Raw genomic sequence first — 15,743 nt, forward strand, 5'->3', positions numbered from 1 at the left:
AGGAGAATGGCGGCGCCGCCAGCGCCCGGCAGCGGCTCAGGGACCAGGCTGCCCCGCGGGCGGAACGATCCGCATGACAAGGCGCGTCAGATCGGCCTGGCGGGAGACGCCGGTCTTCTGGAAGATATTGTCGAGATGGGTCTTCGTGGTCGTGCTGGCGATGTGAAGGCTGGCGGCGGTCTCGGCCAGGGTGTGCCCGGCGAGAAGGCTGGCGAGCACGCGGGTTTCGGCCAGCGTCAGCCCGAAGGCTGTCGCCAGCATGTCGGCGGCGTCATGCTCGTCCGGTGCATTGCCGATGAACACCGCAGCGACCGCCGCGGGTTCCATGCCGGCGCAGGTCGCCGCCGGCCATCGGCAGCACGCGGGCGAAGACGGGCGGGCGGTCGGGTTCGGTGAGCCAGTCGGATTCGCTGAGGCGGACGGCAAGTCCGGTCTTGCCGATGCTTGCCTCATCCTGAGCCGCAATCATGATGGCGATGTGAAGCTCCTTGGAAGCCGACGGGATATTCGCCTGCAGAATGCCATGGGCATCGTGGATCGGCGCGCCGCTGCGCAGCATCTGCGTGGCCGAGCGGTTGGCGTGCAGGATGGCGCCGCGTTCATTCGTGAGGACCACGGCGCAGGTGAGCGCATCGAGGGCCTCGGCCATCCGGGCGCGCTCGATCGTGCTGATGTCGAGCATGTTGCTGATCATTACCGAACGGCGCACATGCGGCAGCAAAAGTCCGCCCAGCTTGATCTCGCGCTCGGTGATGATGCCTTGCCGCTCATGGCGGGCAACGGCGAAGCCGGCAAGGCGGGTGGGGGTGTGGATCAGGAAAAACGACATGACGTCGATCAGGCCCTGCGGCTTCAGGCACTCCTGAAAGTATCGGGAGGCCTCCAGATAGCTTTGAGGGACATGGCGCGAGACCACATGCGGCATTTCGAGCGAAGGCCATGTCGAGAGATCCTCGATCAGCCGGGCGTGGATCTCGGGGATATGTTTGGCCTGTTGCTCCAGCCAGTATGGCTCGGTGTCGTCTATTACACGCCGCAGGAGGACGGCTATCGATAGCGCAGGGCGAGGCTGGCTTGCCGGTGCGACATCTACGCCTACCTGCAGGCCCGCGCCGACGGCGCGCTTGGCCGAGGGCGGCCCGGGAGGCTTGAACCTTAGAACCGCGGGCTGCCAGCCTCACCAAAGGACGGTGAGACGGTCGTCCCTCCTGTGCGCCACATGGGTGCCGAAAGGCGAGCTCTTGCGCTCAAGCAAGGCCGCCAGCCAGGCGGCATCCTCGGACGAGGCGCGGTTTAGCCGGAACTTGGCGAGCCGGAACGGCACCAGCTCGAGCGAGACAAGCCTGCCCTCCGGGATAGCGAGCCGCGGCAGGTACATCAGCGCAAGCTCACCGCGATAGGCTTCGTACCCCCTGATTCCCTCATAGTCGGAGAGGAAGTCGCCGCATCCATAGAGGATCAGCCGACCGTTATGAATTTCGATCGGCTTGGGATGGTGGGAGGAGTGCCCGTGCACGACGTCGAAACCCGCGCCATCGATGAGGGCATGGGCAAGCGCGCGTTCTTTCGCCGGGACGTCGTAGCCCCAGTTGCCGCCCCAGTGGATCGAGGCCACCGCGAGGTCGCCAGGCTGTTTCATCGCCGCCACGGATCGGGCGATCTGCTCGAGCGACCGGGCCGAGACATCCGCGAGCAGGTTCACCCCTGGCTTGTAGGCCCCGGCTGCCCATGAAGCCGGAACGCCGCTCGTCTCGAGCGCGAAGCCGAAGACGAACACGCGGCCTCCGCCGGCCAGTTCGACAGCGGCCGGCGCGGCCGCCTCATCCGCATCAAGCCCGGCCCCGGCATGGGCGAGGCCGGCATGCCGGAGCGTATCGAGGGTTTCGACGAGGCCAGGCTCATCCCAGTCGAGCACATGGTTGTTGGCGAGTACGCAGCAGCTTGGCCGCGCCGCCGCCAGGCAGCCGATGTTGGCCGGGTTCATCTTGTAATTGATGCCCTTGGGCGCCAGGGAACGGCTGGTGGTGATGCTGGTCTCGAGATTGATGATCCGCGCATCGGGTGCTTCACGGTCCAGCTCGGCGAGCGCATCGCCCCAGACATACGTATCGTCGACGTTTCGCGGGATCGGGCCATTGATGCGCTCGGCAAGCTCGACATAGGTCGTCGCCAATTTGACATTGCGCTCGTACAGGTGCGGTTCGCCCGGATTGGCGAGGATCTGGTCGATGCCGCGCCCGAGCATGACGTCGCCGCACAGGAACAGCTTCGCGCTGCTTCGGACGAGCCCGGCGGCATTGTTCGCGATCCGCGGCATCGGATCTCCTCCTCGCCAACCTCCAGCGAGGCTGAGGGTTCCAGCCCCAATTTGCGCTCGCCCGGATCGGCCGGCGGCGAAACTGGTTGCGCAAGGGGCAGGTTCGCATATTCTGCTTGTGGGAGAAGCGTTTACAATCATGGGAGGAATAAAAATGTCGGACAAGAAAATCTCGCGTCGCGGGTTCCTGGAAAAGTCCACCGCCATTACCGCCGGTGCTGCTGCGGCGACGACGCTCGCGACCCCGGCCGTGCTGGCGCAGGCGCCGGTCACCATCAAGATGCAGACCTCCTGGCCTGCTTCGGACATCTGGATGGATTTCGCGCGGCTATACATAGAGCGCGTCGAAAGGATGTCGGGCGGCCGGCTGAAGTTCGAGCTCCTGCCCGCGGGTGCGGTCGTGGGCGCGTTCCAGGTGCTGGATGGCGTCAATGACGGCGTCATCGACGCCGCGCATACCGTCCCCGTCTACTGGTACGGCAAGCACAAGGCTGCGTCGCTTTTCGGAACCGGCCCTGTGTTTGGCGGCAGCGCCACCACCATGCTCGCCTGGTTCCACCAGGGCGGTGGCAAGGATTTCTATCGCGAGCTGACGCAGGACATCATGGGCCTCAACGTCGTCGGCTTCTATGGCTTCCCGATGCCGGCGCAGCCGTTCGGCTGGTTCAAGAAACCTGTCACGACCGTCGCTGAACTGCAGGGATTCAAGTACCGGACGGTGGGCCTTGCCGCCGATCTCATGCAGAACCTTGGCCTCAGCGTGGCGCAGCTGCCCGGCGGTGAAATCGTGCCGGCCATGGAGCGCGGGGTTATCGACGCCTTCGAATTCAACAATCCGTCATCCGACCTTCGCTTCGGTTCGCAGGACGTCGCCAAGAACTATATCTTGTCGTCCTACCATCAGGCGAGCGAGTCGTTCGAATTCCTGTTCAACAAGGACGTGTTCGACGACCTCGACGACGATTTGAAGGCCATTCTCGAATATGGCGTGGAGGCGGCCAGCACCGCGACCACCGCGCTCGCCCTCGACAACTATTCGGCCGACCTGCAGAAACTGCAGACCGAGCACGGCGTCACCGTGCACCGCACCTCCAAGGAGATTCTCGACGCAGAACTCAAGGCTTGGGACAAGATCATCCCGACGCTGGAGGCGGATGAGTTCATGAAGCGGGTGCTCGACAGCCAGCGCCAATGGGTCGAACGCGTGGTCTACTACGAGCTTATGAATTCAGCCGACCTGACACTGGCATACGAACATTATTTCCCAGGCAAGCTGAAGCTCTAATTCGCACCCTCCGCTTCGACAAATCCGGCGGTCTTCCGGACCGCCGGATTCTTATCTGACGGAACCCAGCACATGCTCCGTTACATTGCATTTGCCGATGAACTTTCGGCATGGTTTGGAAAGGTGTTCGCCTGGAGCGTCGTCATCATGACGCTCGGCGTGAGCTATGAAGTTGTTGTGCGATACCTGTTCAGCGCGCCGACCGCGTGGGCATTCGACCTCAGCTACATGCTCTACGGCACCATGTTCATGATGGCCGGCGCCTACACCCTGTCGCGAGACGGGCACGTGCGCGGCGATTTCGTCTACCGTCTGTGGCGGCCGCGCACGCAAGCGGCGGTCGAACTTGTCCTCTACTTCATCTTCTTCTTTCCAGGCGTGACGGCGCTGGTTCTGGCCGGATGGAAGTATGCCGCGCGCAGCTTCCGCTATCTCGAGGTAAGCTCGAACAGTCCGGCCGGGATTCCGATCTTCCAGTTCAAGGCTGTCATCGTGGCGGCAGGCATCCTGCTCTTCGTGCAGGGGATTGCTCAGGTGTTCCGCTGCGTCGTCTGTCTGCGAACCGGAACATGGCCGCGCGCGGCTGAAGACGTGGAAGAGACCGAGAAGGTGCTGATGGAAGCCAAGACGCTCGATGTTCTGCATCACGGCTCGGAAGCCGTCGACCTCCCATTCCTCCACCCCGACGATAAACCCGACCGCGACGGAGAAGACAGATGAGCGATCCTCAGGTCGCCGTCGCGATGCTGCTCATTCTGCTTCTGGCGATCTTCCTTGGCTTCCCGGTTGCGTTCACTTTGATGGCGCTCGGGGTCGGCTTTGGCTACTACGCCTATTTCGATCCGGGGCGGATGTGGCGCGCCTACGAACGGGCGGTTGCGGATGGTGCCGACGCCTGGACGCTCACGGAGCATTGGATCGGCGGCTTCTTCAACAACCGCATTTTCGATCTGTTCGTCAATCAGACCTATTCGGTGATCTCGAACGACGTGCTGACCGCTATCCCGCTGTTCCTGTTCATGGGCTACATCGTCGAGCGGGCCAATATCATCGAGCGCCTTTTCGGCACCCTCTTTATCGCCACCCGGCGCGTTCCCGGCTCCATGGCGGTCGCCGCCCTCGTCACCTGCACCCTTTTCGCAACGGCCACCGGCATTGTCGGCGCGGTCGTGACACTCATGGGCCTGCTGGCGTTTCCCGCCATGCTGAAGGCGCGCTACGACGTCAGGTATGCCTCGGGAGTGATCTGCGCGGGCGGAACCCTCGGCATCCTCATTCCGCCGTCCATTCTGCTCATCGTCTATGGCGCGACGGCGGGTGTGTCGGTGGTCCGCATGTATGCCGCGGCCCTGCTTCCAGGCCTGCTGCTTGCCGGCCTCTATCTGGTCTATGTGGTGGCCAAGGCGGTGCTGCAGCCGCAGATGGCGCCGAGGCCGACCCGAGACGAGGTAGGGCACTATTCGGCCCTGCAGATCAGCTGGATGCTGCTGACGTCCTTCGTCCCTCTGGCGGCCCTGATCCTCGCGGTGCTCGGCGCTATTCTCTTCGGCCTCGCCACGCCTTCGGAGGCTGCCGCCATCGGCGCGCTCGGCGGCGTCGTGCTGGCCGCCGCCTACCGCGCCCTGACGTGGCAACGCCTGAAGGAGTCCGTCTATTTGACGGCGCGCACGACCGCGATGGTGTGCTGGCTGTTCGTCGGCTCCGCGACCTTCGCCTCGGTCTTTGCCTATCTGGGAGGCCAGCAGCTGATCAGCGATTTCGTCACCGGCCTCGACATGTCGCCGCTGATGTTCCTGATCGTCGCCCAGCTCATCATCTTCATCCTCGGCTGGCCGCTGGAATGGACGGAGATCATCGTGATCTTCATACCGATCTTTCTGCCGCTGTTGGCGCATTTCGAGATCGATCCGCTGTTTTTCGGCGTGCTCGTCGCTGTCAACCTTCAGACGGCCTTTCTGTCGCCGCCCATGGCGATGTCGGCCTACTACCTCAAGGGCATTTCGCCGCCGCATGTTCAGCTTTCGGATATTTTCCGCGGAATGATGCCCTATATGCTGATCGTCATCCTGTGCATGATCATCATCTACATCTTCCCGCAGATCGTGTACGGGCTGCCCAACCTGATCTACGGGGGCTGAGGATGCCGCGTGGAGGACAATAGATGACCCTGAGCCGCTTCCTGGCCGTCCTGGCGTTCGTTGCCTTCCTGGCGTTTTTCGGCGTCGTGATCCGGTTCGTCCCGCATCCCGATCTAGGCGTAGCGATCGGCATCGGCGTCCTCCTTGCGGGCTACGATCTCTGGAGCCAGCTGAGGTCTCGCGCGCGGTAATCGCCGGGCGGTCGCGGGCAAGCTGCGCAGCGTCGATCAACCCGGCGTGACAACGCCAGAGTCTTGGGAGCGAACGATCGCCCTCGTCGAAGATTTCGCTAATCGCCAACGCTGCAGGACGAGCGCCAAGACCCGAGCTGCCAATCTCCCCCCTTGAGGGCAGGGCAATCGCATTTGGATTCTTGTGAAGATGGACCCCCACCCTAACCCTCCCCACAAGGGGGAGGGAACGCTGCCGCGCGCCTCGCAAGAGCAGGCGTGGGAAGGGTATTAGCTGAGGCCAGCGTTGAAGACGCAGCCGAAGGCGTTGTGTTCATCGCTACAACTGCATCCTGGCATTTTGCGATGCTGTTGGCTGCTGCTTTTCGCCGTCTTCCATGCCTTGGCGGGCTAATGTCCTTGAGCTAATGTTCGTTGGAGGGAGGTCACGACATGCAGGCAATGCCGATTGCTCATCATGGGGAGCAGCCTGCCGTCGGGTCCTCTATGTCAGGCTATCCGGCCGCCGTCCTATGCTGGCTTCTTTCGGCTGGTGTGTATATCGCGGCCAAATGGGTGGCGCCTGAAATGCCTCCCTGGGGCCTCTGCTTCTGGCGGCTGACCCTGGCCTGCGCCATCCTGCTGCCGATAGTGCACCGTCATCACGGCGCGATGATAGGGCTTGTACGATCTCGAGCCGTGGAGGTTCTCGCCGTAGGGGCGATCGGCCTCACGCTGTGCCAAGGCATGATCTACCATGGCCTCAATGACACCGATGCAACCACGGCCGGCATCATCATGGCGCTATCTCCTGTCATGACGATGGTGCTTGCTCGTTTCGTGCTTGGCGAGCCGCTCGGGCTTTGGAAGTCGCTTGGCGCGCTGGTCGCCCTGGCCGGAATGATGGTAATCGTCGCGCACGGGAACCTGACAACGCTCCTTCAACTCCGGTTCAATCCTGGCGAGTTATGGATTGTAGGTAGCGCGTTCAGTTGGGGCCTATACACCGTGCTTTTGCGCCGTGCGAAATTCGGCATCGAACTCTTGCCGATGGTCGTGCTCCTGCTCGGAGCCGGTGCGCTGGTCGCCTTGCCTTTCCACGTGTGGGAATTGTTTAACGGCGAACGCTCCGCCTTGCATGTCAATGGCATGCTCGCACTCGCCTATGTGGCAGGTCCGGGCGGTGCCTTGATGTACTATCTCTACAACCGAAGCGTCGAAACACTTGGCGCGAGCAGGGCGAGCATGCTGCTCTATTTGCAGACAATGTTCGTCGCCTTGCTCGCCTATTTGTTGCTCGGAGAGGGCTTGCACGACTACGATCTGGTTGGCGCTGCCTTTATCGTAGCCGGGATAGTGCTCGCCACTGTGCTCAAACCCAGGCCGAGTCCCGCACCCGTCGTGTAGAAATCCACCGGGTGGCGGGGCGGCGCGACATCGATCGCCGGCAAGTTGGGCGCTGTCGCATCGAAGCGTCTCACGGCTTCACGTGCAAAGGCGCATATTCCAGCGCCACCACGCCATTGCTGAACGGCGCGGCCGAGACCAGTTCCAGCGGCAGTTGCTGGCAGGAACGCTATGCCAGCTCAGGGATACTTCGTCGTGGCCTGGGGGGGCGGATCGCCCTCGAGTTCCTTCGGCAGCGGCAGACTCGAGCACCGCAAATGGATCTCGCGGGCGAACATCTTTCGCTGCTTTTGCTCGTGCTCCTTGATGGCCGCCGCGAGCCCCAATCCGTAGGGGCCAAGGAAGATGCCTGTCCCCCAACCTGGATGCTTTTTTTCGCGGGCATCATAGTCCGAAGCCTCGACACGGGCTTGCTGACATTCCGGCGATAGCCATTTCGGGTCCTGCGTCGAAAGCGACGCTCCATACTTGACCGGAGAGCTTACACATCCAGTTGCTGCCAAGGCCAGCGCGGCAAACACGGCAAGTCTCATCCCGGTTCCTTCTCCAGAGCATTTTCGAGCCTCCTTGCCGCAACCGCAGGGAGACAGCGGCGATGAGACGGGGGAACACAATTCTCGTTACCGTTGGTTTAACGAGGGGATGTGAGTGCCTGCCTCGGCGCCACTATCGGCAAGCTCGTCCGGCCTGGACTAAGCTCCCAAGATCGGATTTTGGTGTTACATCTGAGGCAGATATTCCCAAAGAACGCATTACAGGAAGATCATGGGATTCGGGGTCTTTATTCACCGCTCTGATTCGATTTACAACGACCGCCCTGCCGAGCAATATCAGTTTCCTCGCCCGTATCTGCGCCGCGTCCAAGCATGCGTCGGCGGCTGGATCATTTACTACGAACCCAGCAAGGTAAACGACACTCGTGGCTATTACGCCGTAGCCAAGGTCCAACAGGTCATTCCCGATCCTGCAACACCTGATATGTACCTCGCTCTGATTGAGCCCGGAACCTACCTCGATTTCGTCAATCCTGTTGCATTTAACGGAACCGATGGTCTCGTTGAGCGGGGCCTGCTCAATGACAAGGGACGGATTTCTGGTCGCGCTCAATCGGCCGTCCGCCCAATCAGTCCTGCCGATTTCAACCGCATTATCGACCTGGGTCTGGACACGAACGAGTTGCTGCTGCCGCGCGTTGACGAGGTCGACACGTCTATCGGTTTTCAGGATGAGCAGGCGCCATTCGAATTCGAGCAGAGCCGTGATCGCGTAAACTACATCGGATCGCGAATTGTACGGGACCGCATTTTCCGCCGCATCGTCTTGCGCGCCTATGATGAGCGGTGCGCGATCACGGGACTAAAGTTGATAAATGGCGGCGGCCGAGCAGAGGTTTCCGCCGCCCACATTCGACCAGTCGAAAAGAACGGACCCGATATCATCAACAATGGGATCGCACTGTCCGGCACCGCGCACTGGATGTTCGATCGCGGGTTGATCAGCCTATCCGATGACCTGGAAATCCTGATCTCGCGACAGGTCAATGACCTCGACAGCGTGCAGGCATTCATCAACAAGACTCGCCGCGCGCTTCCGCCAGGCCGGCAGTTTGAACGCCCGCATCCTCGGTTTTTGCAGTGGCACCGTGAGCACTGCTTTAAGCAGTGAGACGCGCCCAGGCTGTGTCTCTGATGCTAACCGGCACGGCGTGCCTTGCCAGGACGTCGCGTAACTGTCGCAGATTGTTCCGCTATCTTCTCACGGTCGCCGAGAGGAAGCTCCTCTTGTTTTTGCTTCTTGCCTGGAATTGGCAACAGCAGTTGCGGTTGCGCTCTTAATTCCTCAGGTGTCTTGCGTCGCGTCTTTTTCACCGGTCGTGCAGATGCAGACACGGTACCGGCTGCGGTGCGAGCAAGATTGAGTTCGAGCAGTCTCGCCAAGGCGTCTTCTTCCGAAATTTCCGCTGGCCAGCCATAGGCGGCGGCAACAGCTGCGTCGAGTTCGCAGTGCACATCAACAAGCCATTGCGGGCGCTGATTGTAGAGGTTGGTCAGAGTCCGCTCACGAAGGATAGAAGCCGCGACTGCGTCTTTGGGTAAAATGCGTTCCGGATAGCCGGCTCCGACTTCAGGCTCAATACGAATGAGATCGGCCGGATTGAGCCACCGATTGCGGAGATCATCGAGCTGCCTAGCGGCTTGAGCGATAGCCATAGCACGGGGATCATTTTCACTGCGTCTAGCGGGAATGTTCGGTGTCAGGCCATCTGGAAATGGAAAAGTTTCGAAGGTGGTTGTGGGTGTATAGCGCGGATCATTGCCCACCCCGAGCCATGTTCCCAGTCGCAAGGACCACGCTTCGTGAAACCGGGAATGGAGAATTCCGAAGATCGTCTCATCGTCGCGCGCAATTGCGATTGTCGCGCTATCCGCGAGAACTGTGCCATCCATCCAAGCGAATATTCGGTACTTGGCGACACGTGGCGTCAAGATGTAGCGCCTTAGCGATGAGACTTTTGCCAACATCGCAGGTCGGGGCTCGACGTGGCGCCACCAGCGTTCGCGATAAGCGTCTCGCCTATTTTGAGCCCTTTCTGGAAATACATGCTCTTTCACGTATTGGAATGGGGCTTCGTATAGAGAGGCTCCCTGTTCCGAAAGTTCCGAACCAAAATCGACAATCCACATATCGCGTGAACGGCGCGTCACATCCATTCCATTGCGCCATGGGCGCAACACATCTGAATTCGGCTTACCATTGGGATTCAGAGGAAGCTGCAACCACTCCCGCGCAAGCGTTCCTGGGATATCAAAGGCGCCACCCTTGGTATCTCCCATAAATGCAACGTTATAATTTTCTGCGAGTCGGCGGACACGGGTGAGGTTCGTTACTCCGGCAGTAAGATCCGGATTGATCTCCGCAACATCGTTGCCATCGAGTCGTAAGGTATCCTCGCCTTCACCGAAGCATATGAGCGACACACGAACGGCCGCACCATCGATAATCCACGGCTCATCGCTCCAGGCTTCAAAAATACGGCTCTCAGATGCGATCTGATCAAGAACTTTTCGGTTGGCGCCTCCACGGATCGAATTGGTAGCGACAAGACCGACGCGTCGTGAATGACCGAATTTGAGGGCAGCACGCGCTTTTTCAAACCAATAGCAGACGAGATCGGCCTCTCGCGAAACGCGGTCATTATAAACATCGAACAGACGATCCACGGTTTCGTCGCCCAAGCCGTGGCGCATTAACCGTATGCCGAGGAATGGAGGGTTGCCGACGATGAACTCCGCACCGGGCCAATCAGTCTCGATAAACTTCGTGCTGGCTGCCGTAATCTCTAGACCGTCATTCCCTCTTGTCTCGCCGTTGACTGAGGGCGGCATTGCCGTGACGAGTGCGTCGCCCCTTTCAATTGCTTTGAGTTTACGCAGGATGGGAATCGATTTCGAACGGATGCCGTTTCGCAATTGCCACTGGATGTCGCCTATCCAAATCGTGGTTCGGGCAAGCTCGGCCGCCGTCGTGTTGATCTCTATTCCGCGAAGGATTTCCGGGCCGACGAGTGGCAGTTGCGGACTAAGGCCAAGTATTTCGCATTCGAGGTTGGCCCTGTTTTCGATGTCTTTAACGCCCTGCAGGGCAAGATAAAGAAAATTCCCCGATCCGCATGCCGGATCGAGAATACGCAAATTGCGCAGTCGTTCCAGGAATTGGGCGCGAACTTCCTCTGCGGCTTCCTTCCGCGTCATGCGTCGGTGCGGTTTCCTACGCATCGGCGGTGTACGTTCGCCATTTAATAGCGCGGCGATCTGCTCCTTGGCGACCTCCCATTCTGCCCGAAGCGGCCTCAGAATGACGGGGTCGACAAGCTTCATAATCTTACCTGGATCAGTGTAGTGTGCGCCGATCTGTGCTCTTTTGTCTGGATCGAGGAAGCGCTCGAATAGCGTTCCAAAAATCGTCGGGTCGATCAGACTCCAGTCGAGACTGTCGGCAGCGATCAGCAGCCCGATATCGCCGTCGTCGAGCGGCAGAGCACGGCTGCCGTCGAAAAGGCCCCCGTTGAACCAAGCAATTTCGGTGAGGTCGAATTCGCCACCGCCCTCCATCGCCTCGAACAACTTGCTGAGGTAACCCATCGCTCTCTCTGGGCTTTGGGCGGAGCGCCTCAGCAGCTTCGCAAACAACCCGTCCGGCAACAGCTTCACACTTTGGGCGAAGAAGCAGAACACGAGCTGATTGACGAAATGAGCGATTTCATCGGGTGTACCCCGTCCTTGCAGACGCAACGCGATCGTGGAGAACTTGTCGGCCGCCTCGGCCGTCACAGCAGCGCGCGTCTTAGACGGCCTCAGTTTTTCGGGGTCATAGAAGACATTTCGCAGGATTTCGCGCGGGGCTGGCTCGGCCAGTTCGTCAAGCGTGATCTCGTAGGTTACAGGGACCGTATTCGTCCATGCAGTGTGAATCCGGAAACGCTCGATATCGCAGACGACTTGCAGCGGCGGACTTTGTAGAGCCGGTGCGTAGCGGACAAGTTGCAAGAGGGCGTCGTCGAGATTGCCGTTCTTTCGTTTATACTCCCACGCAAAGTGGCCCTTTTTCCAGACATCGGCAAAGCCGCGCCCACCCGCCACTTTGCTTGTACCTTTTTCGAATGCGAAGAACTGGCCTGTGGGGTCTTCTTCGGTTGGTGTCGGATGACCGAAGAGTGCGCAAAGGTCGATAAAGTGTTCCTGAGCAGATTGGCGCTCAGTCAGTGAGGCTCTTTTCCACTTTCTGATGAACGCAACCGGCGTCATCATTGGTGCGAGCGCACCAACACTCGAACTCATGACGCAATTCCCCTCCGCCCGCCGCCTGTATTCAGGCTGGCACCGTAATATTTCAATCTATCCTGAAAGAAGTCAACTGAGGGTCGGAAACAGGGTGAATCGTAGTCAGATTTACTGAAGTTGGCTTGCTGGACGAATTGCCTTTTTTGACGGTTGGCAATCGAACTAATCCAAGCGGAATCTTTTTACTATTACACGAGCTTAGCAATCAAGTTTGCAAGAGCTTACGCTCGCCACACCGGGCGGATGGCGGCCCGTTGCTGATGATGCAGGTCCTCCAAACCCGGGTAGAAGTTGCTCGTTGCTATCAGGCCCCTTCACGCCCGCATCCTCGGTTTTTGCAGTGGCACCGTGAGCACTGCTTTAAGCAGTGAGGCGGCGTCTCCTTGTCGATATGGATGATGCTGGCACCGTCACTCGGCGTCGTAAGGTGCACTTAGCGAGGCCAAGACCGCGCCCACCTCGCCCGATCTCTCCGACGAGCTGGTTGCTCAGGCGGATTTCACGACCTTTGTTTCGGCGCCGGGTGGGTGGCCGGCCATTTCCAACCAGTAGGGGATGCGGGTAACGTCAGCAAAGTGGAACAATCCGGGAGGCAGCGGGTTCCTAAGATGAAGGGCGATCTGTTTCGGAGGAAGATTGCGATGAAACGCGTCCTTGCCCAAACTGCGGTACGACTGATGCTGGGCGGCGTAACCGCCTGTCTGCTCACGGTCGTCCAAATTCCCAACCCGATCATGCCGTTGTCGCTTGTGTCCGAGGCAAGGGCTGCCACCGAGGTTTCGATCAGCACATTCTACGAAGACCTGTCTTCCCATGGTGATTGGGTTTCGTATCACGGAGCGTCCGTCTTCGTGCCGGTTGATGTGCCTGACGATTGGCGTCCGTATACTGTTGGACACTGGGTCTATACCGAGCAGTATGGCTGGCTGTGGGTATCCGACGAGCCATTCGGCTGGGCGACGTACCATTACGGTCGGTGGGGCTATGCCGACGATATCGGCTGGTACTGGGTTCCGGGCACTCGTTGGGCGCCAGCATGGGTGAGTTGGCGTCGTGAGAGGGAGCACATGATTTGGGCTCCGCTGCCGCCGCGCCGCGATCCGGATTTGATTTCAATCGAGGTGACCTTCGACACGACGCCGGATTTTTACTGGGTTGTAGTCCCCACCCGCGAATTCCTTGCTGTGGACATTTCTGTCGTCGTTATCCGTGATGAGCCGGAGTTTGTGCGCATTGTCGAGGCGGCCGAGCCGGCCGGCGACGTGACGATCCAGAACAACATAGTGATCAACAAAGTCATTGATGTTGATCTGATCGAGAAGGAGACGAACCAGGAGGTGACTGCCGTCAAGGTCAGCAAGACCGACGCGCCCGAGCAGTCCGGCAAATTGGACAACGATAAGGTCACGGTCTTTGAAGGTGAGGTGAAAGCCGACGCCGATGCCCAACCAGCTGAGCTCAAAGACATCGAGGAGGTGAAGCAGGTTCAGGCTGGCCGCAAATCGAAGCCGACCGAAGGCGCAGCAACGACCGAACAGGCCGAGCCGGAAAAGACCGCCAAGCCTGAGAAGCCGACGACCAAGGAGCCGCCCGCCGCCGAGCAGCAGACCGAGCCCGAGCAGGCGGCCAAGCCTGAGAAGCCGACGACCAAGGAGCCGCCCGCCGCCGAGCAGCAGACCGAGCCCGAGCAGGCGGCCAAGCCTGAGAAGCCGAAGGCCAAGAAGCAGCGCGCCGTCGAGCAGCAGCAGGCCGAGCCGGAACAGGCGGCCAAGCCTGAGAAGCCGAAGACCAAGAAGCAGCGCGCCGTCGAGCAGCAGCAGGCCGAGCCGGAACAGGCGGCCAAGCCTGAGAAGCCGAAGACCAAGAAGCAGCGCGCCGTCGAGCAGCAGCAGGCCGAGCCGGAACAGGCGGCCAAGCCTGAGAAGCCGAAGGCCAAGAAGCAGCCCGCCGCCGAGCAGCAGCAAGCCGAGCCCGAGCAGGCGGCCAAGCCCAAGCCTCAGAAGCAGGAAAACAAGACGTGCGATCCGCAGACTGAGAACTGCTAGTTGTGCGGGTAGACTGCGGCGCCGCGACTATTCGATCGCGGTGCCCGCGGAACGGAATGCGCTGCCGTCGGGGCCGCCCATGGCAGGTCGTGGACCCAGGGCAGACATTCGCGGTTGACTGCCCGAACATGCCTGTGATCAGGCCAGGGCGGAATCATGAATCGTTGACGTGCGTTCAGTGTTGCGCCACCGCGCGGTCAGAACAAACACGGAATCGCCTCGTCGTTAACGATTCATGATTTCGCCCTGGTGACCAGGCCATCCCTCTTGCCAATCCCTCCACCTTCCCCTAATCTCCCTTTGAGAAAACCTTTTCCCAAATCGCCCTGCACCCGCTGACCTCACCACCCAACCGCCCCGCAGGCCAACAAGAGAAAACCTTTTCCCAACTAAAGAGCCCACCATGTCCTCCGACGCCTCGCCAGCGCCCGCCCCCGTCACCCTGCGCGAGGTGGCCGCCGCCGCCGGCGTCAGTGTTGCCACCGCCTCGAAGGCGCTGAACGGGCAGGGGCGGATGACGGCCGAGACGCGCGAGCGCATTCGCGCGACGGCGCGGCGGCTGGGTTTTCGGCCGAACAGCCTGGCGCAGAGCCTGCTCAGGCGGCGCTCCTTCACCGTCGGGCTGCTCACCAACGACACCTATGGCCGCTTCTCGCTGCCGCTGATGTCGGGCGTTTCCGATGCGCTGGTCGATGCCGGCGTCTCGGTGTTCCTGTGCAATGTCGAGGACGACACGCGGCTCGCCCAGCTCCATGTCGAGGCCATGCTCGACAAGCGCGTCGACGGCATCATCGCCACCGGCAAGCGCATCGACCGCCATCTGCCGGTCGATCTCGCCAATCTGCGCATTCCCGTGATCTATGCCTTCACCCAGCCCGATCCTGGCGCCATCGCCTTCGTCTCGGACGACGCCGGCGGCGCGCGCCTGGCGGTCGAGCACTTTTGGCGGCTCGGGCGGCGGCGCATTGCTCACGTCACCGGGCCGGCGAGCTTTGCCGTGGTGCACGAGCGGGCACAGGCCTATCGTGACGTGCTGACCGAGAAAGGCTTGCCGGTCATGGAACCATTGCTCGGATCGTGGTCGGAAGCGTGGGGTCACGAGGCCGTTGCAAAACTGTTCGGCAGCGGCCGGGAAGGGGTGCCGGATGCCGTGTTCTGCGGCAACGACCAGATCGCGCGCGGCGTCATCGATGCGCTGCGCGAGCGCGGCCTCGGCGTGCCTGATGATGTCGGCGTCATCGGTTTCGACAATTGGTCGATCGTGGCCGAGGCGACCCGCCCGCCGCTGACCTCCGTCGACATGAACCTGGCGGCGCTTGGGCGCGAGGCCGGGCTTACGCTGCTTTCGCTCGTCGGCGGCCAACCCGCCGCGCCGGGCATCCGAAAACTGCCGTGCCGGCTGGTGGTGCGTCAGTCATGCGGCCGTCCACTGGGCGGCTGAACCAATGCATGTCGCCCAAAAGTGTGTAGCGGTTTTGGGATAACGACATGCATGAAAGTAAAGGCCGCCGTTTTGATTGTTACCCGCGCGGCAGCGCGG

The 15,743-nt window shown here is 60.8% G+C and carries 14 protein-coding genes; 9 read left to right on the forward strand and 5 right to left on the reverse strand.

The window, feature by feature from the left end; all coding sequences use genetic code 11:
- Positions 1 to 36: 36 nt before the first annotated feature.
- Both EJ066_RS19840 and EJ066_RS31475 read right to left on the reverse strand, forming a co-directional pair.
- Entirely contained in the window at positions 37 to 327 is a 291-nt protein-coding gene (locus EJ066_RS19840; protein ID WP_189644321.1) for a helix-turn-helix transcriptional regulator, read from the reverse strand.
- Entirely contained in the window at positions 272 to 682 is a 411-nt protein-coding gene (locus EJ066_RS31475) for a PAS domain-containing protein (RefSeq protein ID WP_189644322.1), read from the reverse strand. Before EJ066_RS31475 ends, EJ066_RS19840 begins: the two co-directional genes overlap by 56 nt.
- 27 nt (positions 683 to 709) lie before the next feature.
- Between EJ066_RS31475 and EJ066_RS19845 the strand changes: the two genes are divergently transcribed.
- Positions 710 to 1,057: a hypothetical protein gene (locus tag EJ066_RS19845; RefSeq protein ID WP_189644323.1), complete on the forward strand. Its 348-nt coding sequence runs from the start codon at positions 710 to 712 to the stop codon at positions 1,055 to 1,057.
- 120 nt (positions 1,058 to 1,177) lie between these two features.
- Here the strand turns inward: EJ066_RS19845 and EJ066_RS19855 are convergent, their stop codons facing one another.
- The gene (locus EJ066_RS19855; RefSeq protein ID WP_126040873.1) at positions 1,178 to 2,317 is read right to left on the reverse strand and encodes a CapA family protein; all 1,140 of its coding nucleotides are present in this window, start codon (positions 2,315 to 2,317) and stop codon (positions 1,178 to 1,180) included.
- A gap of 154 nt (positions 2,318 to 2,471) precedes the next feature.
- Here EJ066_RS19855 and EJ066_RS19860 point away from each other — a divergent pair, with 154 nt between their 5' ends.
- The 5 genes from EJ066_RS19860 (at position 2,472) to EJ066_RS19875 (ending at position 7,317) form a co-directional block, all read left to right on the forward strand.
- Positions 2,472 to 3,602, forward strand: a complete 1,131-nt coding sequence (locus EJ066_RS19860) for a TRAP transporter substrate-binding protein (protein ID WP_189644324.1) — start codon at positions 2,472 to 2,474, stop codon at positions 3,600 to 3,602.
- Between the two features lie 72 nt (positions 3,603 to 3,674).
- A complete protein-coding gene (locus EJ066_RS19865; protein ID WP_126040875.1) occupies positions 3,675 to 4,322 on the forward strand; it encodes a TRAP transporter small permease subunit in 648 nt (215 codons plus the stop codon).
- Positions 4,319 to 5,740 (forward strand): TRAP transporter large permease subunit, encoded by a 1,422-nt coding sequence (locus tag EJ066_RS19870; RefSeq protein WP_126040877.1) that lies wholly within the window; start codon positions 4,319 to 4,321, stop codon positions 5,738 to 5,740. The genes EJ066_RS19865 and EJ066_RS19870 overlap by 4 nt, the downstream gene beginning before the upstream one ends.
- Before the next feature lie 23 nt (positions 5,741 to 5,763).
- Positions 5,764 to 5,931 carry a hypothetical protein gene (locus EJ066_RS31480; protein WP_189644325.1) on the forward strand — a complete coding sequence of 56 codons (168 nt, stop codon included), beginning with the start codon at positions 5,764 to 5,766 and terminating at the stop codon, positions 5,929 to 5,931.
- 432 nt (positions 5,932 to 6,363) lie between these two features.
- A complete protein-coding gene (locus EJ066_RS19875; RefSeq protein ID WP_126040879.1) occupies positions 6,364 to 7,317 on the forward strand; it encodes a DMT family transporter in 954 nt (317 codons plus the stop codon).
- 179 nt (positions 7,318 to 7,496) lie between these two features.
- On the opposite strand, the gene EJ066_RS19880 is transcribed toward EJ066_RS19875, so the two are convergent.
- On the reverse strand, positions 7,497 to 7,850 hold the full coding sequence (locus tag EJ066_RS19880; protein WP_126040881.1) for a hypothetical protein: 354 nt from the start codon (positions 7,848 to 7,850) through the stop codon (positions 7,497 to 7,499).
- Positions 7,851 to 8,082: 232 nt separating this feature from the next.
- Between EJ066_RS19880 and EJ066_RS19885 the strand changes: the two genes are divergently transcribed.
- On the forward strand, positions 8,083 to 8,982 hold the full coding sequence (locus tag EJ066_RS19885) for an HNH endonuclease (protein ID WP_126040883.1): 900 nt from the start codon (positions 8,083 to 8,085) through the stop codon (positions 8,980 to 8,982).
- A gap of 26 nt (positions 8,983 to 9,008) precedes the next feature.
- On the opposite strand, the gene EJ066_RS19890 is transcribed toward EJ066_RS19885, so the two are convergent.
- Entirely contained in the window at positions 9,009 to 12,155 is a 3,147-nt protein-coding gene (locus EJ066_RS19890; RefSeq protein WP_210211034.1) for a class I SAM-dependent DNA methyltransferase, read from the reverse strand.
- 611 nt (positions 12,156 to 12,766) lie between these two features.
- On the opposite strand from EJ066_RS19890, the gene EJ066_RS19895 reads away from it, so the two are divergent.
- On the forward strand, positions 12,767 to 14,203 hold the full coding sequence (locus EJ066_RS19895; RefSeq protein WP_126040885.1) for a DUF6600 domain-containing protein: 1,437 nt from the start codon (positions 12,767 to 12,769) through the stop codon (positions 14,201 to 14,203).
- A gap of 403 nt (positions 14,204 to 14,606) precedes the next feature.
- The gene (locus EJ066_RS19900; RefSeq protein WP_126040887.1) at positions 14,607 to 15,644 is read left to right on the forward strand and encodes a LacI family DNA-binding transcriptional regulator; all 1,038 of its coding nucleotides are present in this window, start codon (positions 14,607 to 14,609) and stop codon (positions 15,642 to 15,644) included.
- Positions 15,645 to 15,743: the final 99 nt, after the last annotated feature.

The sequence above is a fragment of the Mesorhizobium sp. M9A.F.Ca.ET.002.03.1.2 genome (assembly GCF_003952365.1).
Lineage (GTDB): Bacteria > Pseudomonadota > Alphaproteobacteria > Rhizobiales > Rhizobiaceae > Mesorhizobium.

What these genes read in the sequence shown, in the direction of transcription:
- EJ066_RS19840 (WP_189644321.1), bottom strand. Translation starts at nt 327, where the DNA reads ATGGAACCCGCGGCGGTCGCTGCGGTGTTCATCGGCAATGCACCGGAC.
- EJ066_RS31475 (WP_189644322.1), bottom strand. Translation starts at nt 682, where the DNA reads ATGCTCGACATCAGCACGATCGAGCGCGCCCGGATGGCCGAGGCCCTC.
- EJ066_RS19890 (WP_210211034.1), bottom strand. Translation starts at nt 12,155, where the DNA reads ATGAGTTCGAGTGTTGGTGCGCTCGCACCAATGATGACGCCGGTTGCG.
- EJ066_RS19855 (WP_126040873.1), bottom strand. Translation starts at nt 2,317, where the DNA reads ATGCCGCGGATCGCGAACAATGCCGCCGGGCTCGTCCGAAGCAGCGCG.
- EJ066_RS19870 (WP_126040877.1), top strand. Translation starts at nt 4,319, where the DNA reads ATGAGCGATCCTCAGGTCGCCGTCGCGATGCTGCTCATTCTGCTTCTG.
- EJ066_RS19885 (WP_126040883.1), top strand. Translation starts at nt 8,083, where the DNA reads ATGGGATTCGGGGTCTTTATTCACCGCTCTGATTCGATTTACAACGAC.
- EJ066_RS19865 (WP_126040875.1), top strand. Translation starts at nt 3,675, where the DNA reads ATGCTCCGTTACATTGCATTTGCCGATGAACTTTCGGCATGGTTTGGA.
- EJ066_RS19880 (WP_126040881.1), bottom strand. Translation starts at nt 7,850, where the DNA reads ATGAGACTTGCCGTGTTTGCCGCGCTGGCCTTGGCAGCAACTGGATGT.
- EJ066_RS31480 (WP_189644325.1), top strand. Translation starts at nt 5,764, where the DNA reads ATGACCCTGAGCCGCTTCCTGGCCGTCCTGGCGTTCGTTGCCTTCCTG.
- EJ066_RS19875 (WP_126040879.1), top strand. Translation starts at nt 6,364, where the DNA reads ATGCAGGCAATGCCGATTGCTCATCATGGGGAGCAGCCTGCCGTCGGG.
- EJ066_RS19860 (WP_189644324.1), top strand. Translation starts at nt 2,472, where the DNA reads ATGTCGGACAAGAAAATCTCGCGTCGCGGGTTCCTGGAAAAGTCCACC.
- EJ066_RS19845 (WP_189644323.1), top strand. Translation starts at nt 710, where the DNA reads ATGCGGCAGCAAAAGTCCGCCCAGCTTGATCTCGCGCTCGGTGATGAT.
- EJ066_RS19900 (WP_126040887.1), top strand. Translation starts at nt 14,607, where the DNA reads ATGTCCTCCGACGCCTCGCCAGCGCCCGCCCCCGTCACCCTGCGCGAG.
- EJ066_RS19895 (WP_126040885.1), top strand. Translation starts at nt 12,767, where the DNA reads ATGAAGGGCGATCTGTTTCGGAGGAAGATTGCGATGAAACGCGTCCTT.